The organism is Pseudomonas sp. TH07 (assembly GCF_016651285.1).
Taxonomy (GTDB): domain Bacteria; phylum Pseudomonadota; class Gammaproteobacteria; order Pseudomonadales; family Pseudomonadaceae; genus Aquipseudomonas.
In genome coordinates this window covers 4243456-4269127 of the sequence record NZ_JAEKED010000001.1, presented here as the reverse complement: position 1 = coordinate 4269127, position 25672 = coordinate 4243456, and the positions used below count along the sequence as shown (strand labels likewise).

Here is a 25672-nt window from a genome sequence, read left to right as displayed (position 1 = left end):
GAAAAAAATCCAATGCCGCTGCGGCATAATGCTATGCAAACTCGTCATCATCCCGACTTTAAGAGCGTGATAGCCTTCCGCTCCTCTGTGGCTTCGTACAACAAACCTGCCTGTTCGCTTCGAACACCCGCGCAGGATAAAGAAGCCTTGTACATGCTTGCTTCGATCTTCTCTGCCCAGCTCAGCGTTTCACTCTGGGTCTATCCACTACAGACCTTCAGGAAAACCGACAGCAAATATTGACTCGGCCCTAGTGTCGGCACCTTTTCGTTTCAAATTCGGAGCTGTTATGTCCAGGCTTTCCCATCAAGATCTGCGCCGCGCCTTCCGTGAACTCATGGCCTCCAACGCCTGCTACCACACCGCTTCAGTCTTCGACCCGATGTCCGCGCGAATCGCCGCCGACCTGGGTTTTGAAGTGGGGATTCTCGGTGGTTCGGTCGCCTCGCTGCAGGTCCTGGCCGCACCCGACTTTGCCCTGATCACCCTCAGCGAATTTGCCGAACAGGCCACCCGCATCGGCCGCGTCGCCCAACTGCCGGTACTCGCCGACGCCGACCACGGCTATGGCAACGCCCTCAACGTGATGCGCACCGTGGTGGAACTGGAGCGGGCCGGCATCGCCGCCCTGACCATCGAAGACACCCTGCTGCCGGCCCAATTCGGCCGCAAGTCCACCGACCTGATCTCGGTCGCCGAGGGCGTGGGCAAGATCCGTGCGGCACTGGAAGCCCGGGTCGACCCGGAGCTGTCGATCATTGCCCGGACCAACGCGGCGATCCTGCCGATCCAGGAAATCATCAGCCGCACCCAGCATTACCAACGGGCAGGCGCGGATGCCATCTGCATGGTCGGCGTGCGTGACTTCGAACAACTGGAGCAGATCAGCGAACACCTGACTGTGCCACTGATGCTGGTGACCTACGGCAACCCGGCCCTGCGCGACGACGCACGCCTGGCCGAACTCGGTGTGCGCATTGCAGTCGACGGCCACGCCGCCTACTTCGCCGCGATCAAGGCCACTTACGATTGCCTGCGCGAACAGCGCCAGATCTTCACCCAGGCCTCGGACCTGAGCGCAACGGAACTGGCGCACACCTACACCCAGCCCGAGGACTACATCGTCTGGGCCAAGGAGTACATGAGCGTCAAGGAGTAATCAGCGGGCCATTGCCTTGCCGAGTGCACCCTCGACACAATCGACAATCTGGCCAATGGTCCAGGGCTTGCGGATAAACGTCACCGGCTGACGAACCCCGGAACTCTCCGGCGTTTCGTAGCCGGACATCACCACCACCGGCATCGCCGGCCAGTGTTCCCCCACCAGGTTGGCCAGGCTCGCACCGTTGAGCCGGCCGGGCATGGTGATATCCGTCAGCAGCAGGCACACCTCATCGGCGTGCTGTTGAAGAAAATCCCACGCCAGGTCGGCACTGGCGCACGCCTGGGTGGCAAACCCTTCGTCCTGCAGAATCTCGCACAGGAACTCCAGCACCGTCGGCTCGTCCTCCACGATCAGGATCAATCGGCGGGCGGTATCGGCGCGGGTGGACGAGGCTGGATTCATGAGGTTGTTGCTCCCTGACTGCATGGACGACTGAGCGGATGAACGACGCTATCTGCTCTTATGAGCCACGACCGGCGCAGAAATTCATTCTTGATTGTCTGGATTGATACGGCACTGACCAGCGCCCAATGATGCCATTGTGCCATTTAGCCGGCAAAGGCTTCAGCACCCGCGCTTCGCCGCCCTCTCTTCTGGCACACTGCGTGCCGCGGCGCATTTCCCTTCCCGGCGAAAAACGCTATACCGAAGTGAGATCCGCCGCGCGACAGATCCCGCGCCGAAGTTTGCTTTCGCGCACCGCCACCGGAGAAAATCCCCGGTGCACGCGGTCAGATTGGATGTGCAACTTTTTTCGCCATCGGCCCCAGCCGGCACGGTGGCTCCGCTTTCAGGGAATTTTAGAATGCCCCCAAGACAAGTCATCAACGCCTCGGTCAGCCCCAAAGGCAGCCTGGAAACACTCTCCCAACGCGAAGTCCAGCAATTGAGCGCAGCGGGTTCAGGCAGTATCTACACCCTCTTTCGCCAGTGCGCCCTGGCCATCCTCAATACCGGCGCCCACGTCGACAACGCCAAGACCATCCTCGACGCCTATCACGATTTTGAAGTGCGTATTCACCAGCAGGATCGCGGTGTGCGCCTGGAGCTGCTGAACGCGCCCGCCGACGCATTCGTCGACGGCGAAATGATTGCCAGCACCCGGGAAATGCTGTTCAGCGCCCTGCGCGACATCGTCTACACCGAGAACGAACTGGACAGCCAGCGCATCGACCTGAGCGACTCCCAGGGCATCACCGACTACGTGTTCCACCTGCTGCGCAACGCGCGCACCCTGCGTCCCGGCGTCGAGCCGAAGATGGTGGTGTGCTGGGGCGGGCACTCGATCAATACCGACGAATACAAGTACACCAAGAAGGTCGGCCACGAACTGGGCCTGCGCAAACTGGACATCTGCACCGGCTGCGGCCCGGGCGTGATGAAGGGCCCGATGAAGGGCGCCACCATCGCCCACGCCAAGCAGCGCATGAGCGGCGGCCGCTACCTGGGCCTGACCGAGCCGGGCATCATCGCCGCCGAGGCACCGAACCCGATCGTCAATGAACTGGTGATCCTGCCGGATATCGAGAAGCGCCTGGAAGCCTTCGTCCGCGTCGGCCACGGCATCATCATCTTCCCCGGTGGCGCCGGCACCGCTGAAGAGTTCCTGTACCTGCTGGGCATCCTGATGCACCCGGACAACCGCGACCTGCCGTTCCCGGTCATCCTCACCGGGCCGAAAAGCGCCGCGGCCTACCTCGAACAACTGCACGCCTTCGTCGGCGCGACCCTGGGCGATGCCGCCCAGCGCCACTATGAAATCATCATCGACAACCCGGCCGAAGTGGCCCGGCAGATGACCGAAGGGCTCAAGCAGGTCAAACAGTTCCGTCGTGAGCGCAACGATGCGTTCCACTTCAACTGGTTGCTGAAGATCGACGAAAGCCTGCAACGTCCCTTCGACCCGACCCACGCCAACATGGCCGAACTGCAACTGAGCCTCGATCTGCCGCCCCATGAACTGGCAGCCAACCTGCGCCGCGCGTTCTCCGGGATTGTCGCCGGCAACGTCAAGGACAAAGGCATCCGCCTGATTGAGGAGCAAGGCCCGTACAGCATCCACGGCGACCCTGCGATCATGCAGCCGCTGGACAGACTGCTTAAAGCCTTCGTCGAGCAGCACCGGATGAAACTGCCCGGCGGCGCGGCGTATGTGCCGTGCTATCGAGTGGTGAGCTGAGACTGACTGCGCGCTGCCCCTGACCGGGCCAGCGAATCAACAGAGACGCCATGCCCTTTAAGCGGGACATGGCGTTTTTTACCTTGTGGCGAGGGGCAGTGCTGACCCGGTCCCCCTCTTTCACCTGCAACCTCCCGCACGCCCCGGCTCACCCTGTATATTCGCCGCGGCGCTGACGCCAGGGACCCGGATCAGAAAAAGGAGTCACGATGTTTTACCGATTTGCCGCCGATGGGCTGGTGCTGTTTCACCTGCTGTTCATTCTGTTCGTGCTGTTCGGCGGGCTGCTGGTGCTCAAGTGGCGCGGCGTGATGTGGCTGCATTTGCCGGCGGCGGCCTGGGGTGTGGCGGTGGAGGTGTTTCACCTGACTTGCCCGCTGACCCGCTGGGAAAACCTGCTGCGCCATTACGCCGGGCAGGAGGGGTATGCCGATGGGTTTATCGAGCACTACCTGATCCCGCTGATTTACCCGGCCGGGCTGACCAATGGCATGCAGTTGATGATGGGCAGCGTGGTGCTGCTGATCAACCTGCTGGTCTACCTGCGCCTGGCCCGCCAGTGGCAGCTGCACAGAGCGGCTTAGGCCTCGACAGTGACCTGGCCGGCACTGGCACGCTCGTAGGCTTCGCCCATGATGCGCCAGGTCGCCGGGTCGGCAGGAATCAGGTGTTCGATACGCAAGGAGGCCACGGTGATATCCAGCGGCATGCCAAAGGTGGTGAAGGTCGACAGAAAGCGCAACTCGCCCACTGTCGACGCCACTCGGGTCAGCAACAGCGGAGCCGACGGGCTGGCGCTCGAAGCCGGATCGACCTCGGCAGCCGAAGGCAGGCTCGTCAGCAGCGCAGCCAGGGCCGGACAATTGAGCGCCTCGCGGGATGCACGCTGCCAGGCGACCTGACGGATTTCATCGGCATTGAGCAAGTGGTCACCCAGGCCACCGGGCTCAAGCAATGTGCGCAGCAGATTGAACTCACCCGGGACCGCACTCGCGGGCAACCCCACCAACCCGAACAGCACCCCGGTCGCGGCATTCGCCGCCAGCACCTGCCAGGCGCTGTCGAGCACAATGGCCGGGGCCGGGTTGTTGGCGTGCAGCAAGTGCATCAGCGCGCTGCGCACCGCCTGCATATTCGGATCAGCCAGGGGCAAGGCCTCGTAGCGCGGCGCATAGCCGGCGGCGAGAAAGGCCGCGTTGCACTCTTCCAGGGGCGTGTCCAGGGCGGTCAGCAGGGCATGCAGCATCGCCGGGCTGGGCTTGGCGCGGCCAGTTTCGACGCAGCTTAAATGCCGCTGGGAAATTCCCGATTGCAGGGCCAGCTCCAGCTGGCTGAGGCGCGCCCGCTGGCGCAGGCGGCGCAGTTGCGCACCGACCGGTTGCTGAGGATCAAGGAGTTTTAGCATGGCGCGACTCTGGCAGCTGGTCGCGGGCGTGTCTATGACCTGGGAGGTCATTGAGTGTCGGCACGCACCCCGGCTAGCCTGTGCTCACCCTTCGCCACGCCAGCCTTGAACCATGAAGAACCTCGTATTCATCACCTGCCTGAGCCTGTTCTTCGGCCATGAACTGGACGCCGTCAGCCAGGCCGAATGGCGACTGTTGTACGGCTTGCGCGAGCTGCAGGCAGACAGCGCCCGGGCACTGTTCGTGGCGCTGCATGTGCCCTTGCTGGGCCTGGTGCTGTGGCTGGGCTGGCACCCGGCAAGGCGCTGGCGCGAATCCAGCCGCAGGCTGCTGGCCGGTTTTGCCGTGGTGCACGCTGGCCTGCACTTCAACCTGCGCCTGCACCCGCTCTACAGCTTCGATTCAGTGCTGTCGCAACTGCTGATTTTCGGCTGCGCGGCCGTGGCAGCGCTGTACCTGCTGCTGACTCTCATGGACCGCCACTCGACCCACCGCCGCCCCCTGACCGCACAAGGAAAGTGAAATGCGCCGCCCCACCCTCGCCCTCGTCACCCTGCTGGCCTTCAGCGCCTACACCCTCTTCACCCTGGCAACCGCCGAGCAGTCGCTGCTGCAATTCGGCCTGCAGCTGATGTCACGCCCCGACACCGCCCAGGTGGTGATCGACCTGTACCTGATGGCGCTGCTGGCCGGCATATGGATGCTGCGCGATGCCCGGGCCCGGGGCCGCTCAATGACCAGCGTGCTGCCGTACCTGGCGCTGACGGCGCTGTTCGTGTCCATCGGCCCGTTGCTGTACCTGGTGGTCAATGGCGGGCACAAGGGACGCTGAAAACCCGGCGTGGCGAATCAAGGTGCTGCGCAGTTACCATGGGCGCCCTTACAGCGCCACGCACGGATGCAGCTTGTGCGGCAGGCGATTCATTGATTGATCTGCACGAGCGCCCCGACCTTGTCCCACCTATTGGCAAAAGCCGCCGAGAGCGGCAACCTTCCTGCCCTGCTGCGCCTGCTCGAGGGCGGCGCGGACCTTGAATGGACCCACAAGGGTACCGGCCGTACGGCCTTGCTCAGCGCAGTCATCGCCGAGCAATGGGAAGCGACCGTGACCCTGCTCGATCGCGGCGCCCGTATCGACCATCAATGCACAGCCCTGGGCTACAGCGCCCTGGCCTGGGCCAGCCATGCAGGCAACGCCTCCCTGGCCACGCTGCTGATCGAACGCGGCGCCGCCCTCGACCTGGCGTCCCCGGAACTCAAACGCACGGCGCTGATGTGCGCCGCGCAGGCCGGCCATCCCGCCTTGGTCGCGCTGCTGCTGGATGCCGGCGCCAACCCGCAGCTGCTGGATTTCAAGCAGCAAAGCGCCTGGTCCCTGGCCCAGGACAAAGGCCACCAAGCGGTGCTGCAACGCCTGGAGCAAGCCGGGCTTGGCGCGCCGCCTGCGCCTGCGCCCACCCCGGTCCTGCCGTGGCCGGACCCGGTCGATGACCGCACCGACCCGATCAGCGTCGTGCGCGGCTACACCCTGGCCATGCACGCCTGGGAACAACGGGGCAACGCCCTGAGCGCAGCCGACCCCGGGCACGGCAGCGATGGCAGTTTCTGGGCCGAACAGGAGCAGATCGTCGAGCGTTTTTGCACCCAGCGCCAGCGTGTCTACAAACATCATTCCCACGGCTGGCCCACCACCTACGCGCCCGAGGATCAGTTGCTGGCGTGTGACCCGCTGTCGGCCAACCAGACGGCGGTCATCATCCGCGATCCGGCCGAACGCAGCCTGTGCTACGAGCACCGCTTCCTGCTCAAGCGCGCGGCCGGGCAATGGCGCATCGACAGCGTGAAACGCCGCCTGGCCGGCACCGAGAAATGGCAATCGAGCATTCTGTAGCGCCCTGCGCGCCCCTCTCCCACCCCAGGACCTGAAACATGAAATATGACGACGCCGCCTGGCACTACGAAGGCGATTATCCCAAGGACCTGCCGGACACCGCAGCCGCGACCCATATCGGTATGTTCCTGGCCTGGATGCTGCTCAACGGTTTGGCCAGCGAGGAATTGCTGGAGGATGCCGACAGTGACATCGACGACCTGCAGGCGCGGCGCATCAGCGGGCCGGCCGTTGTACGACGGGTATTGGACGAGAAGCTCACCGATCAGGAATTCAGCGAGCAAGGCAACGCCTTTACCCTGGCCTATTACAAAGGCCTGGATAACGACAGCCGCTACATCGACGACTACTTCCAGGTGTTCGAGGTCGACGAGGCGTCGCTGTATGGCGTCGAAGACAGTTGGGAAAACTACGAGCGCCTGGCACCGCTGATGGATGCCCGCTTCGCGGCCTGGAAGGCGCAAGGCCAGCCGCTGTATATCGTTTGAAAGCCCGTGTTCGAATCAAGCCCCGGCGCCTTTAACAGCGTCGGGGCATCAACCCTGCGGCGGCGGGTCAGACCGCGCTCAAGTGCTCATAGAGAATGGTGCCGCCGACGATCATCAACACGATCCCGCCAAGGATCTCGGCGCGCTTGCCCACCAGGCTGCCGAGTACACGCCCGAGCAGGGTGCCCAGGGTCACCATCACCATGGTTGCCAGGCCGATGGCCGCAGCGGCCACCAGGATATTGACCTCGACAAAGGCCAGGCCCACGCCCACCGCCAATGCGTCGATGCTGGTGGCCACGGCGGTGACGGCCAGTACCCAGAACGAGTGCTGGGTCGACTTTTCGACTTCCTGTTCGTCGTCGGGCTTGAGGCCGGCATAGATCATGTGCAGGCCCAGACCCAGCAGCAGGACGAAGGCGATCCAGTGATCCCACTCGGTGACATAGCTGCTGGCGGCCTGGCCGATGGCCCAGCCGATCACGGGGGTGATGGCTTCGATCACACCGAAGATCAGGCCGGTGCGCAGGGCTTCGCTGAAACGGGGTTTGTTGAGGCTGGAGCCTTTGCCGATGGCCGCCGCAAACGCGTCGGTGGACATGGCAAACGCCAGGAAGATAAGGGCTATTGCATTCACGGTTATGTACCAGTCGGGCGTGAGTCAACGACATAGCCCTGCGCGCCCGACTTCAGCACAGGTATGTCGTTGGTCTCGCCAATCCCGACGGATGCTGTGGCCACGGCAGGTTGCCGAGAATGTTGACCAACAGCGCCATCACTCACGTGACGGCCGGCTACTCCCCAAAGAGGTTGCGGAGAATACCAGCCATGCGTGAAAAAAACGTGAAAGTGTTTTTCAGGCTGTTGCAGGCTCGCCCAGAGGGCTGGCGAACCGGGTCACCGGCCCTGCCCTACTGCAGGCGCGGCCCCGGCCCCGGGTTTGGCTCGGCGGCGAGGCCCAGGTGCTCCTGGACAAAACGGGCAGCCTGGCGGGTCATCTGATCCAGTTGCCGGTCGCGTTTTTTCTCGGCCTCGAGCATGGCCTTCCTGCCGTGCTGCGCCAGCAGGTAACTGTGAATCTGCCGCACCTCCAGCGAGCTGTAGATCGGCGCCACGTCCAGCACCGGCAGCAAGCCTTCAGTGCTGTGGTCGCGGGTATTCATCAACACCTGGGGGCCGCGGGCGCCCAGCACCTGAAACCCCAGCGCCTCGAAATACGGAACCTTGGCAACGCTACAGGCCAGCTCCGCGTGGGGGTAGCGCGCGAGCATCTGCGCCAGCATGGCCCGGGCAATGCCCTGGCGCCGATGGCGGGCATGCACGGCCATATAGGGCACTGCGCAAGCCTGCGGATCGTCCTTGACCGGCAGGCACAGCAGGAAGCCCAGCACCGTCTCGGGCTGCTCCGGGTCCAGGGCCACGATCAGCTCGACGGCCATGCCGCGCGAGCCGTCCATGGCCGCCAGGTACAGGTGCACCTCGTAGCCGACACCGTATTGATACAGGTTGTAGAGGGGGTTGCTGGGGGTGATGGCGAGCAGGCTGATATCGCTCAGGTAGTCCACCACCATTTGCAGGATCTGGCTGTTGACCGACTCGGGAGGCGGGGCTTGGAAAAGGCTGATAGTGCACATCGAACGTCTGACTCCGGGGGTTGAGGCGTGCCCGCCGCCACAAGGGGCGGCGCCGGGCCGGCCCATCATAACCCGAGCGCGGCCCAGGGCATGCCGCGGCAATCGGTTCGCGGCTTGCAGGCATTTGTGCAAAAGCGCTTTGCATTCCTGGCGATAACCTCGGCCGCGAGGGCGTCTTAGACTGGCCGCCGGTGCAATTCGCACCGTCTCCGGGAGCGACAGGTGCAGCACATTTTCGACATCAACTGGGCCCTTTGGCTTTCGACCATGGCCCCACTGACCCTCAGCGCCGGCCCCGGCAACCTGATGGTCGCGACCTCCGGCGCGCAGAGTGGCGCACGCCGCTCCCTGGGTTTTATCGCCGGGCTCGACCTGTGTTATTTCCTGCTGGCACTGCTGGTGGGGCTGGGGCTGTCCCACAGCCTGATGAACCAGCCGCAGTTGCTGTGGCTGTTGCGGGTCGCGGGCAGCCTGTACATCCTCTGGCTCGGCCTGCGCCTGTTGTGGCGTGCACTGCCCGCTCCGGGGGCCGAGGCCCGGCAACTGCGCTGGCGTGACGGAGTCATGGTGCAGTTGGGCAATGTGCAGGGCATGGTCATGCTGCTGGTGATGTTCTCGACCTTCATGCCCAGCGGTGACAGCCGCAGCATCGCCCTGGTGCTGGCCCTCAGCGCGGCGCTGATCAGCCTCAACTTCTGCGCGCACTTGATTTGGGTCTCCATGGGCTCGAGCGTGCAACGCCTGCTGCGCACCCGGCCGCGATTGCTGGTGGCCCAGAACAGGCTATTCGGCCTGATGCTGATGGCAGTGGCGGTATGGATCTTTATGCGCAGCGGCACCCACTGAGGGGCGCGGTCAAGGCCGCGGCGCCAGGCTGCGCTGGAACTGCGCCACCAGGTGTTCCACCACCCGGTCCACACGCTCCAGGCCCTGGGTCGCCAGGTTGCGCAGCAACCAGATATCGGCGCCCTGGGGCGGCAGGTCATCCAATACCGGATGCAAGCCCTCGCCCTGCCCGACATAGGCCGGCAACGCCGCGATGCCGAGGTTGGCCTGCACCGCCTTGAGCTGGGCCGTGAGGTTGGCGGTGCGCATCCAGGGTGTCTGCCCGCCGCTGATCTGCTCCAGCCATTGCGCCAGCGGCATATGGGCCATGGCCGTGCTCCAGCCGATCAGCGAGTGCTGCGCCAACTCGGCCGCCGAACCCGGCACCCCGTGCCGCGCGGCATAGGCCGGGGAACAGAACAACCCCTGGGCCAGCCACCCCACCCGGCGCAGGGTGAAGTTGCCCTGGTCCGGACGGTGCAGGCGCACGATGACATCGCTGTGGCTTTGCGTGAGTTTTGCCGAGGACGCGCTGTTGCTGAAGTCGAAACTGATCTGCGGGTACTGCTGACGAAACTCATCGAGCCCCGGAATGATCAGGTGGGTGCCCATCAACTCCGGACAATCGATACGCACCTGCCCGGCCAGGCCCGCGCCGGGTTGCGCCAGCTGGCGCTCGATCAGGCGAAAACGCTCCTCGGTCTCCAGGGCCAGGGGCACCAGCGCCGCCCCGGCTTCGCTGAGGAAATAACCATTGGTTTTCTTCACGAACAGGGTGCGGCCCAGGGCCTGTTCGAGGGCGGCGATCCTGCGCGCAACGGTCGAGGCCGAGACCTTGAGCATCGCTCCCGCGTCGGTGAGGCTGCCGGATTGTGCAACGGCAATGAAACACTTCAGATCATCCCAGTTCACTGTTTTACACGCCCCAAAACCCATCCTGTGGCGGGCGATCTTATGCGAATTCACCCAATGACCCAGCAGCTTTTTCCACGGCCCCTCAGCGGCTGGGCCGGGCACGGTGCCCACATCCGCCGTCATGGCGTGCGAAGGCCTTCTATGCTGTGTGCTCGAACTTATGGATCGCTGCCTCCCTCCCTACAGGATCGCCACCGATGAAAACCTTGGGTTATGCCGCACAAAACGCCGGGGCGCCGCTTGCGCCCTTCAACTTCCAGCGCCGCGCACTGCGGCCCAACGATGTGGCGATGCAGATCCTGTATTGCGGGGTCTGCCATTCCGATCTGCACCAGGCCCGCAACGATTGGGGCGCCAGCCGCTACCCCATGGTCCCGGGTCACGAGATTGTCGGTCGGGTGACGGCGGTCGGGGCCGAGGTCACGCGCTACAAGGTCGGTGATGCGGTCGCCGTAGGCTGCATGGTCGACTCTTGCCAGGAGTGCGACCAATGCCGCAAGGGCGAAGAGCAAATGTGCCGCGAGCACAACACCCAGACCTACAACGGCGTTGACCGCATCAGCAAGGAAGCGACCCAGGGCGGCTACTCCAAGCACCTGGTGGTCCGCGAAGAGTTTGTGCTGCGGGTGCCGGATGGCCTGGACCTGTCCAAGGCCGCGCCGCTGTTGTGCGCCGGGATCACTACCTACTCGCCGCTGCGCACCTGGAATGTCGGCCCCGGCAGCCGGGTCGGCGTCATCGGCCTCGGCGGCCTGGGGCATATGGCGGTCAAGCTGGCCGTGGGTCTGGGGGCGATTGTCAGCGTGCTCAGCCGCAGTGCCGACAAGACCGCCGACGCCCTGGCCCTGGGCGCCGACCGGTTGATCGTGTCCAGCGATCCGGCGGCCATGGCCAAGGCCCAGTCGAGCTTCGACCTGATCATCGACACCATCCCGGTACGCCACGATGTGTCGCCGTACATGCCGCTGCTGGACGTGGACTGCACCCTGGTGATCGTCGGCCAGGTCGGCCCGATCGATGAACAACTGACCCTGCCCATGCTGCTGGGTCGGCGGCGGCTGGCCGGGTCGCCCATCGGCGGGATCGCCCAGACCCAGGAAATGCTCGATTTCTGCGCGCGCAAAAACATCCTACCGGACTGCGAGATGATCGCCATGCAAGACATCAACCACGCCTTCGAACGCATGGAGCGCGCAGATGTGCGCTACCGCTTCGTGATCGACATGGCGTCCCTGGCGGCCCCGGCCGAAGCCTGAGTCGCTGGCCTCAAGCCGCCCGTCGCTTGCGCGCCGGGCGGCTTTTTTGCGCCTGACGCCCCCATGAGCAGTCAAAAATCTTCGCCGATCACGAGCCGAAAAAACCTGAAACCTATGCCTTGAAGGCCTGCGAGGACAGATCGGCGATCATCTGCGGTCCGGGTCAAGTACCTGGCTAATAACGCGACTGAAGGTCGCCTTGACAATGTACGATTACTTTCGTACAAATTGAGGCCAACATGGAAAGAGGCTTCAGACAAGCAAAGCGCGACCTGATCGCGGCATTGCAAACCGGCAACTATCTGCACGCGGTGCGTGGTTCGATCGAGGTCAAGAACCTGCTGGCCACCGCCGAAGTCTCGGTGCCGGAGCTGATCGAGATCATCGAGCAATGCACGGGCCGGCATCACAGCAGCAGCCCGCACCATGCAGCGCCGCAAATCGAGGTCCATGTGCTGGCCAGAAGACCGTGGTACGTCAAGTTCTATTTCATCGAACCGGATGCCTGGTTTATCAGCGTCCACCAGTGAGGGCAGCCCATGAAACTTCTCTTCGAAGGCGATCACGGCCAGGCGCTGTGCGAGCCATGCCAACAACTGGTCGCCACGACCTATGTCCGTCGTGACGTGCCATTCAGTGACGGCCACGGCGAGGCCAAGGATATTCTGGTGGGGGTCTGTCAGGTGTGTGACACGGTGGTGGCCATCCCTGCCCAATCCACGCCGGCGATCAAGGAGTCACGCAAGCTGCCGCAGACCTCGATCGAGGCGCGCCTGCCGGCGATCTACCTCGACGCCCTGGATGCCGCGATGCATTCGGTCACCGCAGAGGCAGGCGTGCATATTCGCAAGCTGTTCTTCAGCTACTACTTCCACGAACTGGCAGGGCACGTGGCCACCGCCGCCGCGAACTTGCAACGGGTGCACGAGGCCTTCAGCCAAGCCCTCGCCGAGCAGCTCGGCGCACGCCAACTGCCGCCTTCGCCGTCGATGAAGCGCTTGTCGATGAAGGTCAATCCCCATGTGGCCGAGGACTTTACCCGGCTGTTGCAGGCCACCCGCATGAGCCAGACCGAGTTGCTCAAATCGGTGATCTCGCAGATCCAGGCCGACGTACTCGAAGCCAGAAATCCCAGCGTCATCGACGCGTTGCGAAGGCTGACCCGGGTCGCCCTGTAACCATCAGGGCCCAATCGGCCGGGGCGTTGTTGGCCCCTGGCCGACTCGCCCAGTCACGTTCACACGCCTGCGCCAGCCCGCGCTTCGCGTACAAAATACTGCTCGATCACCGGCCCGCCCCACTGCTGGCCCGTCTCTTCACGGGCCAGGGTAAACCCGCAGTCTTCATAGAGTTTGCGCGCCACATCCAGGCCCTTGAAGGTCCACAGGCGAGTCCGGGCGAACCCCCAGCCGTCACAAAAATCCATGGCCTCTGCCAGCAGGCGTTTGCCGGCGCCCCGCCCTCGCGCCGCTTCGTCGAGAATAAAACAGCGCAACGTCGCCTGGTTGTCTTCGCCTTCACCGTCGATGGCGATCGAGCCGACAATCCTTTCGCCGTCCATCGCCGCCCAGACCTGGTTGCGCGGGTTGTGCAGACGCCCCATCAACTCGGCCATATCGGTGGCCACCAGGCTTTCAAATGGCTGGCCGAACCGAGCATGGTCGGCGTAATAGCGGGCGTGCATTTCAACGATGCGGCCGATGATCCCGGGCTGATAGCCCGCAACAATCCGCAGGGGCGCCAGCACCGCTGCCGAGGCGCCCAGGCGCTGGGTTTGCAGAGCGCCGGCATAGTGGGCCAGCCCTGCACCGACGGTTTGTTGCTGCTCCGGGCCCAGGTGGGCGATGGCGTTGCCCACCTGCCCGGCAGCAAAGCGATCGATGGCGCGCACGGTCTTGCGCCCCCGCGCCGTGAGCCGCAATGGCTTGGCGCGCCCGTCCTGGGTGCTGGTCAGTTCCTCGATCTCGCCGGCGTCGATCAGTTTGCGCACCATGCGGCTGACGCTGGATTTTTCCAGGCCCAGCAATTGCGCCAGCTCCGCACCGGTCAGGGCCCCGTGCTGGCCCAGCTCCACCAGGCTGTGCACCGCCGAGGGCGGATAGTCGGTGGCGGCCAGGGTCGCATTCATAAAGCCAAGCTCACGCACCATCAGGCGTGAGGCCGAACGAATCTGCTGAATCAGCGCAACGGGAGATGAGCTCATGGCCAGGCCCTCGAAATCCTCGAAAACATAGTTGTATCGCGCAACCATAATCCCGTCAATCGGCGCCTTACCCACTGCGCCTCGACCTCAGTCCGAAAACACCTCGAACATCAATTGCCGCAGCCAGCGATTGGCCGGAGCCTTGGGATATTTGGCGGGCCAGAACAGGTTGATGACCATTTCCGGCAACGCCACCGGGTGTGGCAGCACGGCGTGCTGGCGATGCTGGTGTTCAGCGGGGCTTTTGTTTTCGCCGGCCAAGGCGATTAATATCGCGGCCGGTCCAGGCCCGGTTCGCGGACTGGTGGCCGACCTGATTGATCACCCCTTTGCCCAAGAGGCCCAATGCAACTGATTCCCTGGTCTTACGCCTGCCCTGAAGGTTTTACCCTGCGCGGCTGGCGCTGCCCGCCTTCGGGCAAACCGCTGTTGCACTTTCTTCACGGCAACGGCTTTTGCTCCCTGGCCTACCGGCCGATGCTGGCGCTCCTGGCCGAGTCCTTCGACCTATGGCTGTGCGATATCCAGGGCCATGGCGAAACCGAACATGGCGGCCGCTTTGTTGGCTGGAACCGCAGCGCCGAGCTGGCCGCCGACGCGTTCGAAGCCGGCATCGCGGCCTATGGCGATGTGCCGCGCCATGCCTTGGGCCACAGCTTCGGCGGTGTGCTGACCTGCCTGATCGTGGCGCAGCGACCGCAGCTGTTTGCCAGGGCGGTGATGCTCGATCCGGTAATCTTCCCGCCGTCGATGCTGCGCATGCTCGGCGCGCTGTCGCTGGTGGGCCTCAACCGCCGTCACGCCCTGGCGCGCAAGGCCGCGGCGCGCCGTCACAGCTGGCCGGACCGCGCCACCGCAAGCACCGCACTGGCCAATCGGGGGATCTTCAAGGGCTGGTGCGACGAAGCGCTGCAGGCTTATGTCGAGCACGGGCTGAAAGACGTTGCCCACGGCGTGACCTTGAGGTGCCTGCCGGAACGGGAGGTCGATATCTACAGCTCGTTCCCGCGCCGGCTGTGGCAGTCCCTGCGTGCCGTGCAGACCCCGAGCCTGGTGCTGCACGGCCGCGACAGCTACCCCTATGTGGCGCATTCGGTCAGGCGCTGGGCCGCGCTCAACCCGCACCTGCGGACCCAGGTCATCGACGGGCAGCACTGCTTCATGCAGGAAAACCCGGCGGCCAGCGCCCAGGCCGTCAGGCACTTTCTGCTCGAAGAAAACGCCTGACGCCGCCAGCGCATAGCCCCATCAAGCGTCCTGGATCACGCCCTTGAGCACATTTTTGAAATGCTCGATCTGCCCCGGGGCGAACTGACTGAAGACCTTGTCCTGCTGCTCCTGGGCAATGCTCCACAAGCCTTCGGTTTCATCGATGCCTTTGGCCGTCAGGCGCACCCGGCCGCCGTCGTCACTCACCAGGCCCTTGCGCCGCAGGTTGGCCACCGCCTCCTCGATCTCGCGAATCGGCATGGCGACTTCCCGTTGCAGGTCGGCCAGGTCCAGCCCGGCATCGCTCTCCAGCACCATCAACATGCGCGCCTCGCTGGTGCGCAGGCCGGTGGACAATTGCCGAGGCTGGTAACTGGCCTGGTAGGCCCGCAGCGCCTGAGTCATCAGGTAATACAGGTTGTGGCTCAGGCGCCCCTGGAAGTGGCTGCTGGGCAACTGCCCTTCTTCGCGCCGGGTCATGCGGGTGTGGGGCAATACCATGGAGTAGGCGCCCTGGTGATAGAGCAACGGCGAGCGGCCGAAATCATCAAAGGCCACCACCTTGCCGATCATGATCCAGTGATCGCCGCCATCGACCTGCTGGTACTTTTCACAGTGAAAACGCGCTGCGCAATCGGCCAGCACCGGCGCGCCACCGGCACCGGCGTCGAATGCGATCTCTGCAAAGCGGTCTTCCCGGGGCCTGGCGAAGTTGTTCGAGGTGTCGATCTGGTCGGCCGCCAGCACGTTCACCGCAAAATGGCTGGCGGCCTCGAACACCTCATGGCTGCTGGAGCGCTTGTCGATGCTCCACAACACCAGGGGTGGGTCCAGGGACACCGAATTGAAGCTGTTGGCGGTCACCCCGACCCGGCGCCCATCTTCGGCCGCGGCCGTGACCACGGTAACGCCGGTGGCAAAGTTGCCCAGGGCCCGGCGAAAGGCGCGGGTGTCGAAGGCGGTTTCAGAAAGGTCAGGCATGCAAGACTCCTGGGCCGGCGCAGTGGTCGGCCTCGATTTGTTGTTATGTGCAAGGGCTGCCCGCAGCGGGGCGGATCAAACCATGGTCGGGTCGGGCTCCAGGCCCATCAGCTCGCGACCGAGAATTTGCGCGCACACGTCATAGTCGGTGTAGGCATGGGCACCGGTCAGGTGGGCGTCGCGAAACAGCCGTTGCAGCTCGTTGCTCTCGAACCAGGCACCGCCACCCGCCGCTTCCATCAACCGATCCACGGCCTGGATGCACATCTTGGTCGCGTAACCCTGGTTGGTGCGCCAGAAGGCCAGGGTCTCGCGGCTCGGGTACTCATGGCGCGCGCTGTGGTCGGCGTGTTCTTCCCAGGTCTTTTCCAGGAAGGCCCGCGCCGCCGCCACCTGGTGGGTGGACTCGGCGAGGCGCATCAGGGCCGGCGTCGCGGCCCCCACGGCAGCGCCGGTGTAGGCGCGCACGCGGTTGCGGGTTTTCTCGCGGAACACCTCGAGCATGCGCTCGGCCACCCCCAGGCTGACGGTGGAGAAGCCGCTGGCGAAATAAGGGCGATACGGTGAGTAGAAAATCTTGCTGTCGGGGTACAGGCCAAAGCCGCCGGAGGTGCCCTCCATCATGTCCCGGGCTTTCTGGATACGGTGCTCGGGAACAAACGCCTGGTCGATGATCAGGGTCTTGCTGCCGCTGCCGCGCATGCCCACCGCGTACCAGTCATCGCGGATCTGGTAGTCGCTGCGCGGCAGCACGGCAAAGCAATAGTCCTGGGTGCCTTCGGCGTTCTTGCGCCGAAATCCGACAATCGCCCACTCGGCATGGTCGCAACCGCTGCTCCAGCCCATCTCGCCACTGAATGTCACCCCACCCTCGACTTCCTCGGTACGGCCGAAGGGCGCGATGCTGCTGCTGGCCGTGGCGTCGGGGTCGTCGCCCCAGATTTCCTGCTGGGTTCTGGCCGGGAACATCGCCAACTGATGGCTGTGGGTGCAGAGCAGGCTCATGGCCCAGGCGGTGCTGGCGCAGGAGCCCGCCAGCAGGGCGATGCAGTCGGCGAACTGAGGCAGGGAAATTTCCATCCCGCCGAATTTCTTCGGCTGGAAGGCGCGGTGCATGCCGATGCTTTTCAGCAGCGCGATGTTCTCGGCGGGCAGCGTGCGATCCTGTTCCGCCCGAAAGGCGTTGGCGGCAATGGCGGGCAAGATCGACTTCAGGTCTTCAAGCAGCGGGTTGGGCTTTTTCATGGACTGACTCTTTTATTATTGGCGTCTGCTGATCTCGCCTCAGCGCGTCGTGCAAGGCAGCCGACAGCGGAGCAATGGCGAAGATCAATGATCTGTGCCGAGTCAGTATGGGTAAGCGCAGGGCGATGAAAAATGCACGTTCCACCTGGAAGATTGCACTTTTCATAGGCAGGAGCCTGGCGCGAGCCGCCGTCCATTGCAGACGGCGGCCGAGGTCGAAAAGAACCTCAGGCCTGCTCCCCCGAAGCGTTGCGCAGTTGCTCTGCAGGCCTTACTCCACGTAGCGCAGCCACAGGTACGTCCGCCCGAGCACGGCCTGGGCCACGGTGTCTGCCAGCCCTTCGCGCTGCTCATCGGTAACGTTGTACAGCGCGCAAAAATCCGCGGCGACGGCGCGGGCGGTCTCCGGGTCGGCAGCAGTGGCCCGAAGAAACCCGAGGTAGGCCGCGCCGACCCCGATCAGTTGATAACCATGGTGCTGCGCCAGATGGCGGGCCACCGCGAAGTTGTGCACCGGCCCCAGGTCGCAGCTGAAGTAACCGTTGGGAAAGGCCGCCAGGGCCTCGCAGGCTTGCGCGACCGGCACCACCAGGGCCGAAAGCGGTTGATCGAGCAGCGCCAGCGGCTCCTGCTGATAGCCGACCCACTCCGCCAACCCCTCGGCATCCAGGGTCAAGCCATGGCTACAGGCGTCGCTGAACGACGCCCCGGCGGTGAGTGCGGCGAAGTTGCGCACACAGATCGGGAATTCGGCCTTGGTGGTCATAAAGCCCACGTACTCGCCGTCCTCGAAGCACTCGGGCGGCAGGCCCGCGAGGTCGAGTTCGGTCACCTGGTCGAGGTCGATGCTCTGGCGCGCATGGCCCGAGGTGTAACGGGCCTGGGGCAAATCATCCAGCGACACCAGCGGCCGGCAGCCCGGGTGCCTGGCGAGGATCTGTGCGCAGGCCGCGAACAGCTCGTCGATATGGGTCATGGTGCTCAAGCGGTACTCGTCGCACAGTCCTTCGGAGGGGTTGCCCGGGGTGGCATTGCCGCAAAACTGCATGTCCATCGGATCGTCCTGTTCTCAATGTGATCGCCCACTCGGGGCTGGAGGGTTATACCGGTGCGCTTCAGCCGCGCAACAGGCGCTTGCGCGCCAAACGTTGCTGCCAGTTGCCGGCGTTGGACCGGGCGCATTGCTCTTCGTTGTCGAACTGCACATGGGCGGCCACCGCACTGACCTGCACCTGGGCCGCATCCAGGGCCTGGGCCGTCAGCTCGACCAGCCGTGCGCCCTGCCCGTCGGCCAGGGCCTGGTCCTGGCTGGCCTGGGTGTCGAACACCCACAGCACCAGCAGGCTGGAGGCGAATGCCGCGTAATCGACCTTGTGGGTCAACCAGCAAAAACCCGGCACTTCGGCCTTGGCGGTTTCGCAGGCCTCGGTCAGGGTCGCTGCCAGGCGCCGTTCGGTGCGGGCCTGCTCGCGCTTGCTCAAGAGCATGGGTCGGTCCTTGGAGGGCGAAAAAAGACGCCAATCATACCCGAGCTCCCGACCATGGCGACGCCAGAGGCCGATTGCGGTGGTGATCCCGGGCCGGTTACTATTGCGAACGATTCACACTCACACCTGGAAAGCCAACCGGTGCAACCAACTTCAACCAGCAAGCTGGGGTTCTTTTTCAGCGACCATCACCGGTGGCTGCTGCAGCATATCCACAAGCGCCTGCGCAACCGCGCGGACGCCGAGGACACGGCTGCCGATACCTTCTGCCAACTGCTGGCGGCCCAGGTCGACCCCGACAGCATCGAGCAGCCGCGGGCCTACCTGTCGACCATCGCGCGCCGGCTGATGTTCGATCGGCACCGGCGGCGGCAGTTGGAGCTGGCCTACCTGGAGCGCCTGTCACTGCTGCCCGAGCCGCTGGCGCCCTCCCCCGAGGAACAACTGCTGCTGCTCGAAGCCCTGGTGACCATCGACCGCGTCCTCGACGGCTTGCCGCACGTGGTCAAGGCCACTTTCCTCTACAGCCAACTGGACGGCCTGAGCTACGTGGCCATCGCGCAAAAGCTCGGGCTCTCGGAGCGCACCGTCAGCCGCTATATGAAGCAGGCCCTGTGCCAGTGCTACCTCAGCGAACTGACGCCATGAGCAAGGTGCGCCTGGACCCGGCCGCCGAACAAGCCATTGACTGGATGGTGCGCCTGCGCGCCGGCACCGCCGACAGTCGGCTGCAGGAGCGCTTCACCCTGTGGCTGAACGCCGACCCGAGCCATGCCCAGGCCTGGGAACGCTTGCAGCAGCGACTCGGCGGCGCCTATCAGACGGTGCGCAGCCTGGATCGGCGCCTGCCGGGCCAGGCCGGTGAGGCGCGCCAGGTCCTGCTCCAGCCCCAGGGTTCACGACGCGACGTGCTGCGCGCAATGGCCGGCCTGGGGCTGCTCGGGGGTGGCCTGTGGCTGGGGGCTCGCAGCCCGCTGGGCGACTCATTGCTGGCCGATTTGCACGCCGGCCGCGGCCAGCGCCAGGACTTCACCCTGGCCGACGGCAGCCGCCTGAGCCTGAATGCCGACAGTGCCGTGGACCTGCGTTTCGACGCCCGGCAACGGCTGGTGATCCTGCGCCATGGCGAACTGGTGATCCAGGTCGCGCCCGACCCGCAACGGCCCCTGCGGGTACGCACCGCCCAAGGCGAAGTGCAGGCCCTGGGCACACGTTTTCTGGTCAACCAGGAAGCCGCCGCCAGCCGCGTGGTGGTGCTTGAGCACTCGGTGCGTGTGCAGCTGTTCGGTGGCGCCGAACGCACGCTGCAACAAGGCCAGGCGGCCCTGCTCTACCCGGACCGCATCGCGCCCCTGAACGACGACCAGCGCTACCGCGCCGACTGGCTCAGCGGTCGGCTCAACGTGCTGGATGACTCCCTGGACCACGTGGTGGAGGCCTTGCGTCCCTACAGCCGAGGGTTTGTCCGGGTCGCCCCCGAGGTGCGCAACCTGCGGGTGCAAGGGGTATTCCCGCTCAACGATCCGGATCGGGCGCTGTTGGCCATGACCGAGACCCTGCCGATCCGGGTCGATCGCTACGGTCCGTGGCTGACCCTGATTCGCGGTAAGTGACGCGAAAACTATTTTTTGAAAATCTTTCTTATTTGTGTCTGGTTTTCATTTCTCGTCCCACCTATCTCCTGACGAGTTCAAACAATCAGGAGAATGCCGTGCTCAACCCTTGGCCTAAAGCCCTTTGCGTCGCCGTTGCCCTGGCGACCCTGGCCAGCCCTGCCCTGGCGCAGGAACAACGTTTGCCGTTCAACCTGCCGGCCGGCCCGCTGGCGGCCACGCTGAATGCCATCGCCAGCCAGAGCGGGCGCATTGTGTCCCTGGAACCAGCGCTGGTGCAGGGCAAGCAGGCCTCGGCCGTGATCGGCCAGATGAGCCCCGACCAGGCCATGCACACCGCACTGACGGGCACTGGGCTGCAGCTACGGGTGACCGAACAGGGCAACTTCAGTGTCGAACCGGCTGCCGACAGCGCTACCAGCCTGCAACTGGGGGCGACCCACATCGTCGAACACAGCGTGGACGACCCCAGCATCACCGAAGGCTCGGGTTCCTATGCGGCCAAAGCCGTGACCATCGGCAAGGGCAGCCACAGCCTCAAGGAAATCCCGCAGTCGATCAGCGTCATGACCCGCAAGCAAATGGATGACCAGGGCCTGACCGACCTCAAGGACGCGGCCAACCAGACCACCGGCCTGGTGGGCGTGCAGGGCATCGGCAAGGGCATGATCCTGACCTCCCGCGGCTTCCAGATCGATGACTGGCAATACGACGGCGTGCCGATCCCGCGCAATATCTACGCCCTGGGCAACTGGGCGACCCAGGACCTGATTTTCTTCGACCGCATGGAAGTCCTGCGCGGCGCCTCGGGCCTGCTGCAAGGCACTGGCAGCCCAGGCGGCGCGATCAACCTGGTGCGCAAGCGCGGCCAGGCCAAGCCCACCGTGACCCTCACCGGCAAGGCCGGCTCCTGGGACCACTACGGCCTGCAACTGGACGCCGGCGGCCCGTTGAACGACAGCGGCACCGTACGCGGCCGCATGGTGGCCGATGAAGACCAGAGCCATTCGTTTATCGACTACGAGTGGAGCAAGACCCACTCGCTGTACGGCTCGCTGGACTTCGACCTGAGCGACGCCACCACCCTGGGCCTGGCCGTCAGCCGCACCGAGGCCGAGTCTCGGCCCATGGTGCGTGGCCTGCCGCGCTTTACCGACGGCAGCCCGTTGAACCTGCCGCGTTCCACCTACAGCGGCGCCACCTGGAACCATTCGCAGATCAATGTCACCACGCTGCAGGCCGATATCGAGCATCACTTCAACGACGACTGGGCCCTCAAGGTCGGTGCCGTGCGCATGAGCGAAGACAATGAATCGACCCACCAGCGAGTGCAATCCACGGCTCAAGGACTCAAGGCGGACGGCACCGGCATGACCTATGCCGACTGGTACACCGATTTCAACCACGAGAAGTTTGGCCTCGACATGAACCTCACCGGTCGCTTCGAAGCCTTGTCCATGGCCCAGGAAATCACCCTGGGCGGCAACTACTCCAAGCTGACTACCGACGACCGTTACGCCAGGACCTTCAACAACAGCAGCGATAGCGTCTTCGACATCGACCACCACCGCCCCGCAGTCAGTTTCGGCGGGCTGCTGGAAACCGCAGGCGGCCGCGCCACTTACGCCGAGTACGAAGTCCGGCAGAAAGGCCTGTACGGCAGCTGGCGGGTCAAGCCCATCGATCGCCTGACGCTGGTCCTGGGGTCGCGGGTCAGCTGGTTCGACTACTCCTACAAAGACGCCAACGAGCAGGCCATCACCCACGCCTACACCGTCAACGAACCGAGCACCATGACCGAAACCGGCGAGGTCACCCCCTACGCCGGCGTGGTCTACGACCTGAGCCAGGAATGGGCGGTATACGCCAGCTACACCGACGTCTTCGAGCCACAGACCGCGCGTACCGCCAGCGGCACCGCACTCAAGCCGGTGATCGGCAGCAACTATGAAGTCGGCCTCAAGGGCGAGCTGCTGGATGGCCGAGTCAACACCTCGGTGGCGCTGTTTCGCTACGACCAGGAAAATCGCGCCATCGAAGACCCCAACACCAATGGCGCCTGCGGCGGCGGCAACTGCTCCGTGGCGTCGGGCAAGGTCCGCAGCCAGGGGGTGGAAGCGGAGATCAGCGGCGAGGTGCTCGACGGCCTGCAACTGTCCGCCGGCTACACCTACAACACCACCAAGTACCTCGCAGACCCGCAAAACAAAGGCAAGGTGTTCAGCCTCTGGACGCCCAAGCACATGCTGCGGGTCTGGGGCGACTATCAGTTCAGCGGCGACTGGAGCCGGGTCAGCACCGGCCTGGGCTTTACCAGCCAGAGCCACACCCTGGGTTATGAACGCACCTTCGACGTGCCTGGCAGCACCCTTTGGAACGCCCGCCTGGCCTACCAGTTGAGCCCGGAAGTGGGCCTGGCGCTGAACGCCAACAACCTGTTCGACAAGCACTACTACGTACCCGGCTACAACCAGCTCAATGGCAGCAACAGCTTCGGCGACCCGCGCAATTTCATGCTCAGCGTGAAGTACACCCCGCAGTTCTAAGCATCTGTTCACGCTCTGACGGGCGAGGCTCAGGCATTGTTGACGCCCCATGCGCCAAGCGCAGCAGCGCGTGAACAGGCTCCAGGGCCTCGCCCCCGGCCGGGGTAATGGCAGGCGTCGAGTCGCCCCGGTCCTGTGGTGCGCGCGTGATCTGAACACGCGAGCACCACTTCCCGTCGAAAGGATCGTGCCGACCCCGTAGACTTGCACGCCCTGATCGTCGCCGAGCGACGTCGCCACTGGCCTGGAGTGCCCATGATTGACCCCGCCGAAACCCTGCTCGAACTCATCACCAGCCATGGCCTGGAGTGCGCCACCGAGGACGAGTGGGTCCTGCCCTATGGCGAGCTGCCCGCGATCCGCGCCAGCTGGTATCCCCAGGAGACACTAGGGCGCCTGTCGATCGATGTGCTGGTTGAAGCCGGCGTGCTGATCAATGAAAGTTTTGCAGGTCTGGGCGAAGGCGAAAAAGGCCTGGCCGATGCCTGGGCCAACTTTATGCGCAACTCGTTGCATGTGTTTCTGTCGGCCTTCTGGGACCAGACCGATGAAGAGCAGGTGCAACGTGCGGACATCACGGTCGCCGGCCACCCCCATCGGCTGTACCTGGGCAACATTGGCGTGCGGACCTCAGCCGGGGTCGAGGTCTCGCCGCCCCCAATGCTGTTCGACCTGATCCAGCGCACCCTTGAACAGCAGGCCAGCGCCAGCCGGGTAACGGCGTGCCGGGTGCTCTATGTCAATGTGAAGGGCGAGCCGACGTACGAGGCGCTGCTCAACAACCAGCCTTGGCCCCAGGCCCTGGAGGCGCTGCAACAGGCGCAGTGGCCGGAAACCGAAGGCTTCTACAGCTTCCGCCATTTTGCGCTGTGCATTGCACAATGATCTGAGCCAGCACGGTAGCCGCTGCCGAGCAAGGCGAGGCTGCGCTGACCGTCCCCAGCGCAGCCCCTGCCCCTGATATGCCCCGACGCCCTCGGCGGACCAGCGTCCAGCCGCTACGCCGGTTCGCAGGCCTGGGCGATTAAGCTGGTAATGATAGGGATTCTCATTAGAATACCGCCGGTCATGCAGATGACGCATCAGGTCATGGGGGCAGAAGGTCATGGACACCGGGGACAATCAGCAAGAACTCAGCGTGCTGTTTATCGATCAGCGCGGGGCGTTGATTCGCATGCTGTCGCGGGTGGTCGGCTGCGCCAGCCTGGCCGAGGACCTGGCCCAGGAAACCTACCTCAAGGTGGCCAAGGCCCTGGGCACCCGGCCCATCGAACACCTGCGGCCGTTTCTGTACCAGACCGCCCAGTACCTGGCGTTCGACCACCTGCGCAACCAGCGCAGCAAGCGCCGCTTCGAATGCTCCTACAGCGATGAAGATCGGGTTGCCGAAGTTCCCACCACGGCTCCGGGCCCGGAAAGCCACGCCCAGGGCCAGCAGCAATTACAGCGTTTCCAGCAGGTGCTCGGGACCCTGCCCAAACGCCAGCAACAAATCCTCGTTTTGCATAAACTCCAGGGCCTGGCGCAAAGCGAGATTGCCCAGCGCCTGCAGGTTTCCCTGAGCACCGTGGAAAAAGACCTGCGCCACGCCCTTGAGGCCTGCCTCAAAGCCACCGACCTGCAGAGCCCCCATGACTGAACAGCGCCCCCATGCCCCGCCCAGCGCAGCGCTGCGAGCACAGGCCAGCCACTGGTTCAGCCAACGCGAGGCCATGGCCCACAACCCGCTGCTGCGTCAACGCTTCGAACAGTGGCACGCAGCCGACCCGCAACATGCCGCGGCCTATGCCGAGCTGCAAGCCCTGTGGAATGCCAGCGCGTTCGAGCAGGCCCTGCAACACCTGGCCCTCGACCTGGAACTGCCTCCGGCCCGCCCCCGGGTGCGCCACCACCGCCGTTGGCTGGCCAGCGCAGCGGCGCTGGTGTTGATGCTGGGCGCCGGCTGGATGGCCGATGTGCCCTTGCGTCTGCAAGCCGATCACCTGACCGCCGTGGCCCAGGTGCAGCGCCTGGAGCTGGCCGACGGCTCCCATGTCGTGCTCGGGGGCGACAGCGCCATCAGCAGCGAGATCAACGACAGACAGCGCCACATCCGCCTGTTGCGCGGCGAGTTGTACGTCGAAGCCTTCCACGACACCACGCGCCCGCTGACCATCGAGGCCGGCGAATCCACAGTGACCGTGGTCGGCACCCAGTTCAGCGTCAGTCGTCGTGAACAAGGGGTGACGGTGGCGGTGCGTGAAGGCCGGGTGCGCTTTGCCAATCACGGCGGCCAGCAGGCGCTGTTGCAGGCCGGCAACTGGCAGCAACTCAGGGACGGGCAGCTGCAAGCCTTGAACCTTGAGGGCGGCGAACGGCAGATGGCCTGGGTCAATGGCCGCCTGTCCTTCCAGGACCGGCCCCTGGCCGAGGTGCTGGGGGAGCTGCGGCACTATTACCCGGCGCCGATTCTGGTGCTCGACGACCGCGTGGCCCAGAGCCGGGTCAGCGGCAATTACCAGCTGGACGACCCGCTGGCGGTCGCCCAGGCCTTGAGCAAAGTGGCCTCGGCCCAACTCACCCGCCTGCCGGGTGGGATCCTGGTGATTCGCTGAAAAAGCCGGTCGTGAAATTCCTGAAAAAAGTTTTA

Annotated in this window: 28 protein-coding genes and 1 pseudogene; 18 read left to right on the top strand and 11 right to left on the bottom strand. The window is 64.6% G+C overall.

Translation table 11 applies throughout. The features are described 5' to 3' along the window. Positions 1 to 289: 289 nt before the first annotated feature. Positions 290 to 1159: an isocitrate lyase/PEP mutase family protein gene (locus tag JFU57_RS19960; RefSeq protein ID WP_020298836.1), complete on the top strand. Its 870-nt coding sequence runs from the start codon at positions 290 to 292 to the stop codon at positions 1157 to 1159. Here JFU57_RS19960 and JFU57_RS19955 read toward each other — a convergent pair whose 3' ends face one another. Next, positions 1160 to 1567: a response regulator gene (locus JFU57_RS19955; RefSeq protein ID WP_078472565.1), complete on the bottom strand. Its 408-nt coding sequence runs from the start codon at positions 1565 to 1567 to the stop codon at positions 1160 to 1162. A gap of 403 nt (positions 1568 to 1970) precedes the next feature. Here JFU57_RS19955 and ppnN point away from each other — a divergent pair, with 403 nt between their 5' ends. Both ppnN and JFU57_RS19945 read left to right on the top strand, forming a co-directional pair. Next, on the top strand, positions 1971 to 3344 hold the full coding sequence (gene ppnN / locus JFU57_RS19950; RefSeq protein ID WP_078472566.1) for a nucleotide 5'-monophosphate nucleosidase PpnN: 1374 nt from the start codon (positions 1971 to 1973) through the stop codon (positions 3342 to 3344). A gap of 209 nt (positions 3345 to 3553) precedes the next feature. Continuing rightward, complete coding sequence (locus tag JFU57_RS19945) at positions 3554 to 3928, top strand: DUF2784 domain-containing protein (protein ID WP_201130528.1); 375 nt, start codon at positions 3554 to 3556, stop codon at positions 3926 to 3928. Here the strand turns inward: JFU57_RS19945 and JFU57_RS19940 are convergent. Then, entirely contained in the window at positions 3925 to 4749 is an 825-nt protein-coding gene (locus JFU57_RS19940; RefSeq protein WP_201130527.1) for a helix-turn-helix domain-containing protein, read from the bottom strand. The genes JFU57_RS19945 and JFU57_RS19940 overlap by 4 nt on opposite strands. A gap of 112 nt (positions 4750 to 4861) precedes the next feature. On the opposite strand from JFU57_RS19940, the gene JFU57_RS19935 reads away from it, so the two are divergent. The 4 genes from JFU57_RS19935 to JFU57_RS19920 all read left to right on the top strand — a co-directional run bounded on the left by JFU57_RS19935 (position 4862) and on the right by JFU57_RS19920 (position 7129). Then, positions 4862 to 5272, top strand: coding sequence for a DUF6713 family protein (locus tag JFU57_RS19935; RefSeq protein WP_078472569.1), 411 nt, complete (start codon positions 4862 to 4864; stop codon positions 5270 to 5272). Between the two features lies 1 nt (position 5273). Further along, positions 5274 to 5582 (top strand): DUF2834 domain-containing protein, encoded by a 309-nt coding sequence (locus tag JFU57_RS19930; protein ID WP_201130526.1) that lies wholly within the window; start codon positions 5274 to 5276, stop codon positions 5580 to 5582. Between the two features lie 120 nt (positions 5583 to 5702). Continuing rightward, entirely contained in the window at positions 5703 to 6641 is a 939-nt protein-coding gene (locus JFU57_RS19925) for an ankyrin repeat domain-containing protein (RefSeq protein WP_201130525.1), read from the top strand. A 38-nt stretch (positions 6642 to 6679) separates the two neighbouring features. After that, positions 6680 to 7129, top strand: a complete 450-nt coding sequence (locus JFU57_RS19920; RefSeq protein ID WP_201130524.1) for a DUF7832 domain-containing protein — start codon at positions 6680 to 6682, stop codon at positions 7127 to 7129. Positions 7130 to 7196: 67 nt separating this feature from the next. Here the strand turns inward: JFU57_RS19920 and mntP are convergent, their stop codons facing one another. Together mntP and JFU57_RS19910 are read right to left on the bottom strand one after the other, a co-directional pair. Further along, a complete protein-coding gene (gene mntP, locus JFU57_RS19915; RefSeq protein WP_201130523.1) occupies positions 7197 to 7766 on the bottom strand; it encodes a manganese efflux pump MntP in 570 nt (189 codons plus the stop codon). Positions 7767 to 8040: 274 nt separating this feature from the next. Beyond that, positions 8041 to 8763: a GNAT family N-acetyltransferase gene (locus tag JFU57_RS19910; RefSeq protein ID WP_201130522.1), complete on the bottom strand. Its 723-nt coding sequence runs from the start codon at positions 8761 to 8763 to the stop codon at positions 8041 to 8043. 222 nt (positions 8764 to 8985) lie between these two features. On the opposite strand from JFU57_RS19910, the gene JFU57_RS19905 reads away from it, so the two are divergent. Beyond that, entirely contained in the window at positions 8986 to 9609 is a 624-nt protein-coding gene (locus JFU57_RS19905; RefSeq protein ID WP_201130521.1) for a LysE family transporter, read from the top strand. A gap of 9 nt (positions 9610 to 9618) precedes the next feature. On the opposite strand, the gene JFU57_RS19900 is transcribed toward JFU57_RS19905, so the two are convergent. Next, the gene (locus JFU57_RS19900) at positions 9619 to 10500 is read right to left on the bottom strand and encodes a LysR substrate-binding domain-containing protein (RefSeq protein WP_201130520.1); all 882 of its coding nucleotides are present in this window, start codon (positions 10498 to 10500) and stop codon (positions 9619 to 9621) included. Between the two features lie 200 nt (positions 10501 to 10700). Between JFU57_RS19900 and JFU57_RS19895 the strand changes: the two genes are divergently transcribed. The 3 genes from JFU57_RS19895 to JFU57_RS19885 all read left to right on the top strand — a co-directional run bounded on the left by JFU57_RS19895 (position 10701) and on the right by JFU57_RS19885 (position 12937). Then, the gene (locus JFU57_RS19895) at positions 10701 to 11759 is read left to right on the top strand and encodes an NAD(P)-dependent alcohol dehydrogenase (protein WP_078472575.1); all 1059 of its coding nucleotides are present in this window, start codon (positions 10701 to 10703) and stop codon (positions 11757 to 11759) included. A 239-nt stretch (positions 11760 to 11998) separates the two neighbouring features. Further along, entirely contained in the window at positions 11999 to 12289 is a 291-nt protein-coding gene (locus JFU57_RS19890; RefSeq protein WP_201130519.1) for a hypothetical protein, read from the top strand. 9 nt (positions 12290 to 12298) lie between these two features. Then, on the top strand, positions 12299 to 12937 hold the full coding sequence (locus JFU57_RS19885) for a hypothetical protein (RefSeq protein ID WP_201130518.1): 639 nt from the start codon (positions 12299 to 12301) through the stop codon (positions 12935 to 12937). A 59-nt stretch (positions 12938 to 12996) separates the two neighbouring features. Here the strand turns inward: JFU57_RS19885 and JFU57_RS19880 are convergent, their stop codons facing one another. Both JFU57_RS19880 and JFU57_RS19875 read right to left on the bottom strand, forming a co-directional pair. Beyond that, positions 12997 to 13962, bottom strand: coding sequence for a bifunctional helix-turn-helix transcriptional regulator/GNAT family N-acetyltransferase (locus tag JFU57_RS19880; RefSeq protein WP_201130517.1), 966 nt, complete (start codon positions 13960 to 13962; stop codon positions 12997 to 12999). Positions 13963 to 14049: 87 nt separating this feature from the next. Next, positions 14050 to 14172: pseudogene (locus JFU57_RS19875) on the bottom strand (LysR family transcriptional regulator); the annotation flags it as partial. Positions 14173 to 14307: 135 nt separating this feature from the next. Between JFU57_RS19875 and JFU57_RS19870 the strand changes: the two are divergent. Next, a complete protein-coding gene (locus JFU57_RS19870; RefSeq protein ID WP_201130516.1) occupies positions 14308 to 15189 on the top strand; it encodes an alpha/beta fold hydrolase in 882 nt (293 codons plus the stop codon). A gap of 21 nt (positions 15190 to 15210) precedes the next feature. On the opposite strand, the gene JFU57_RS19865 is transcribed toward JFU57_RS19870, so the two are convergent. The 4 genes from JFU57_RS19865 to JFU57_RS19850 form a co-directional block, all read right to left on the bottom strand. After that, positions 15211 to 16152 carry a p-hydroxyphenylacetate 3-hydroxylase reductase component gene (locus JFU57_RS19865; RefSeq protein WP_201130515.1) on the bottom strand — a complete coding sequence of 314 codons (942 nt, stop codon included), beginning with the start codon at positions 16150 to 16152 and terminating at the stop codon, positions 15211 to 15213. Between the two features lie 75 nt (positions 16153 to 16227). Then, entirely contained in the window at positions 16228 to 17397 is a 1170-nt protein-coding gene (locus JFU57_RS19860; protein WP_078472579.1) for a p-hydroxyphenylacetate 3-hydroxylase oxygenase component, read from the bottom strand. A gap of 271 nt (positions 17398 to 17668) precedes the next feature. Further along, positions 17669 to 18451: a hypothetical protein gene (locus tag JFU57_RS19855; RefSeq protein WP_201130514.1), complete on the bottom strand. Its 783-nt coding sequence runs from the start codon at positions 18449 to 18451 to the stop codon at positions 17669 to 17671. A gap of 61 nt (positions 18452 to 18512) precedes the next feature. After that, positions 18513 to 18884 (bottom strand): hypothetical protein, encoded by a 372-nt coding sequence (locus tag JFU57_RS19850; RefSeq protein ID WP_201130513.1) that lies wholly within the window; start codon positions 18882 to 18884, stop codon positions 18513 to 18515. Positions 18885 to 19025: 141 nt separating this feature from the next. Between JFU57_RS19850 and JFU57_RS19845 the strand changes: the two genes are divergently transcribed. The 6 genes from JFU57_RS19845 (at position 19026) to JFU57_RS19820 (ending at position 25637) form a co-directional block, all read left to right on the top strand. Further along, positions 19026 to 19532, top strand: a complete 507-nt coding sequence (locus tag JFU57_RS19845; RefSeq protein WP_020298861.1) for a sigma-70 family RNA polymerase sigma factor — start codon at positions 19026 to 19028, stop codon at positions 19530 to 19532. Then, positions 19529 to 20497 carry a FecR family protein gene (locus tag JFU57_RS19840; RefSeq protein WP_201130512.1) on the top strand — a complete coding sequence of 323 codons (969 nt, stop codon included), beginning with the start codon at positions 19529 to 19531 and terminating at the stop codon, positions 20495 to 20497. Before JFU57_RS19845 ends, JFU57_RS19840 begins: the two co-directional genes overlap by 4 nt. 98 nt (positions 20498 to 20595) lie before the next feature. Further along, positions 20596 to 23043: a TonB-dependent siderophore receptor gene (locus JFU57_RS19835; protein ID WP_201130511.1), complete on the top strand. Its 2448-nt coding sequence runs from the start codon at positions 20596 to 20598 to the stop codon at positions 23041 to 23043. A gap of 255 nt (positions 23044 to 23298) precedes the next feature. Continuing rightward, a complete protein-coding gene (locus JFU57_RS19830; protein ID WP_201130510.1) occupies positions 23299 to 23928 on the top strand; it encodes a DUF6348 family protein in 630 nt (209 codons plus the stop codon). 220 nt (positions 23929 to 24148) lie between these two features. Then, positions 24149 to 24682 carry an RNA polymerase sigma factor gene (locus JFU57_RS19825; protein WP_078472585.1) on the top strand — a complete coding sequence of 178 codons (534 nt, stop codon included), beginning with the start codon at positions 24149 to 24151 and terminating at the stop codon, positions 24680 to 24682. Then, complete coding sequence (locus JFU57_RS19820; RefSeq protein WP_078472586.1) at positions 24675 to 25637, top strand: FecR family protein; 963 nt, start codon at positions 24675 to 24677, stop codon at positions 25635 to 25637. Before JFU57_RS19825 ends, JFU57_RS19820 begins: the two co-directional genes overlap by 8 nt. Positions 25638 to 25672: the final 35 nt, after the last annotated feature.

Coding starts and splice junctions, on each gene's coding strand:
- JFU57_RS19960 (WP_020298836.1), top strand. CDS start 290: ATGTCCAGGCTTTCCCATCAAGATCTGCGCCGCGCCTTCCGTGAACTC.
- JFU57_RS19955 (WP_078472565.1), bottom strand. CDS start 1,567: ATGAATCCAGCCTCGTCCACCCGCGCCGATACCGCCCGCCGATTGATC.
- ppnN (WP_078472566.1), top strand. CDS start 1,971: ATGCCCCCAAGACAAGTCATCAACGCCTCGGTCAGCCCCAAAGGCAGC.
- JFU57_RS19945 (WP_201130528.1), top strand. CDS start 3,554: ATGTTTTACCGATTTGCCGCCGATGGGCTGGTGCTGTTTCACCTGCTG.
- JFU57_RS19940 (WP_201130527.1), bottom strand. CDS start 4,749: ATGCTAAAACTCCTTGATCCTCAGCAACCGGTCGGTGCGCAACTGCGC.
- JFU57_RS19935 (WP_078472569.1), top strand. CDS start 4,862: ATGAAGAACCTCGTATTCATCACCTGCCTGAGCCTGTTCTTCGGCCAT.
- JFU57_RS19930 (WP_201130526.1), top strand. CDS start 5,274: ATGCGCCGCCCCACCCTCGCCCTCGTCACCCTGCTGGCCTTCAGCGCC.
- JFU57_RS19920 (WP_201130524.1), top strand. CDS start 6,680: ATGAAATATGACGACGCCGCCTGGCACTACGAAGGCGATTATCCCAAG.
- JFU57_RS19910 (WP_201130522.1), bottom strand. CDS start 8,763: ATGTGCACTATCAGCCTTTTCCAAGCCCCGCCTCCCGAGTCGGTCAAC.
- JFU57_RS19895 (WP_078472575.1), top strand. CDS start 10,701: ATGAAAACCTTGGGTTATGCCGCACAAAACGCCGGGGCGCCGCTTGCG.
- JFU57_RS19890 (WP_201130519.1), top strand. CDS start 11,999: ATGGAAAGAGGCTTCAGACAAGCAAAGCGCGACCTGATCGCGGCATTG.
- JFU57_RS19885 (WP_201130518.1), top strand. CDS start 12,299: ATGAAACTTCTCTTCGAAGGCGATCACGGCCAGGCGCTGTGCGAGCCA.
- JFU57_RS19880 (WP_201130517.1), bottom strand. CDS start 13,962: ATGAGCTCATCTCCCGTTGCGCTGATTCAGCAGATTCGTTCGGCCTCA.
- JFU57_RS19870 (WP_201130516.1), top strand. CDS start 14,308: ATGCAACTGATTCCCTGGTCTTACGCCTGCCCTGAAGGTTTTACCCTG.
- JFU57_RS19865 (WP_201130515.1), bottom strand. CDS start 16,152: ATGCCTGACCTTTCTGAAACCGCCTTCGACACCCGCGCCTTTCGCCGG.
- JFU57_RS19860 (WP_078472579.1), bottom strand. CDS start 17,397: ATGAAAAAGCCCAACCCGCTGCTTGAAGACCTGAAGTCGATCTTGCCC.
- JFU57_RS19855 (WP_201130514.1), bottom strand. CDS start 18,451: ATGGACATGCAGTTTTGCGGCAATGCCACCCCGGGCAACCCCTCCGAA.
- JFU57_RS19850 (WP_201130513.1), bottom strand. CDS start 18,884: ATGCTCTTGAGCAAGCGCGAGCAGGCCCGCACCGAACGGCGCCTGGCA.
- JFU57_RS19840 (WP_201130512.1), top strand. CDS start 19,529: ATGAGCAAGGTGCGCCTGGACCCGGCCGCCGAACAAGCCATTGACTGG.
- JFU57_RS19830 (WP_201130510.1), top strand. CDS start 23,299: ATGATTGACCCCGCCGAAACCCTGCTCGAACTCATCACCAGCCATGGC.
- JFU57_RS19825 (WP_078472585.1), top strand. CDS start 24,149: ATGGACACCGGGGACAATCAGCAAGAACTCAGCGTGCTGTTTATCGAT.
- JFU57_RS19820 (WP_078472586.1), top strand. CDS start 24,675: ATGACTGAACAGCGCCCCCATGCCCCGCCCAGCGCAGCGCTGCGAGCA.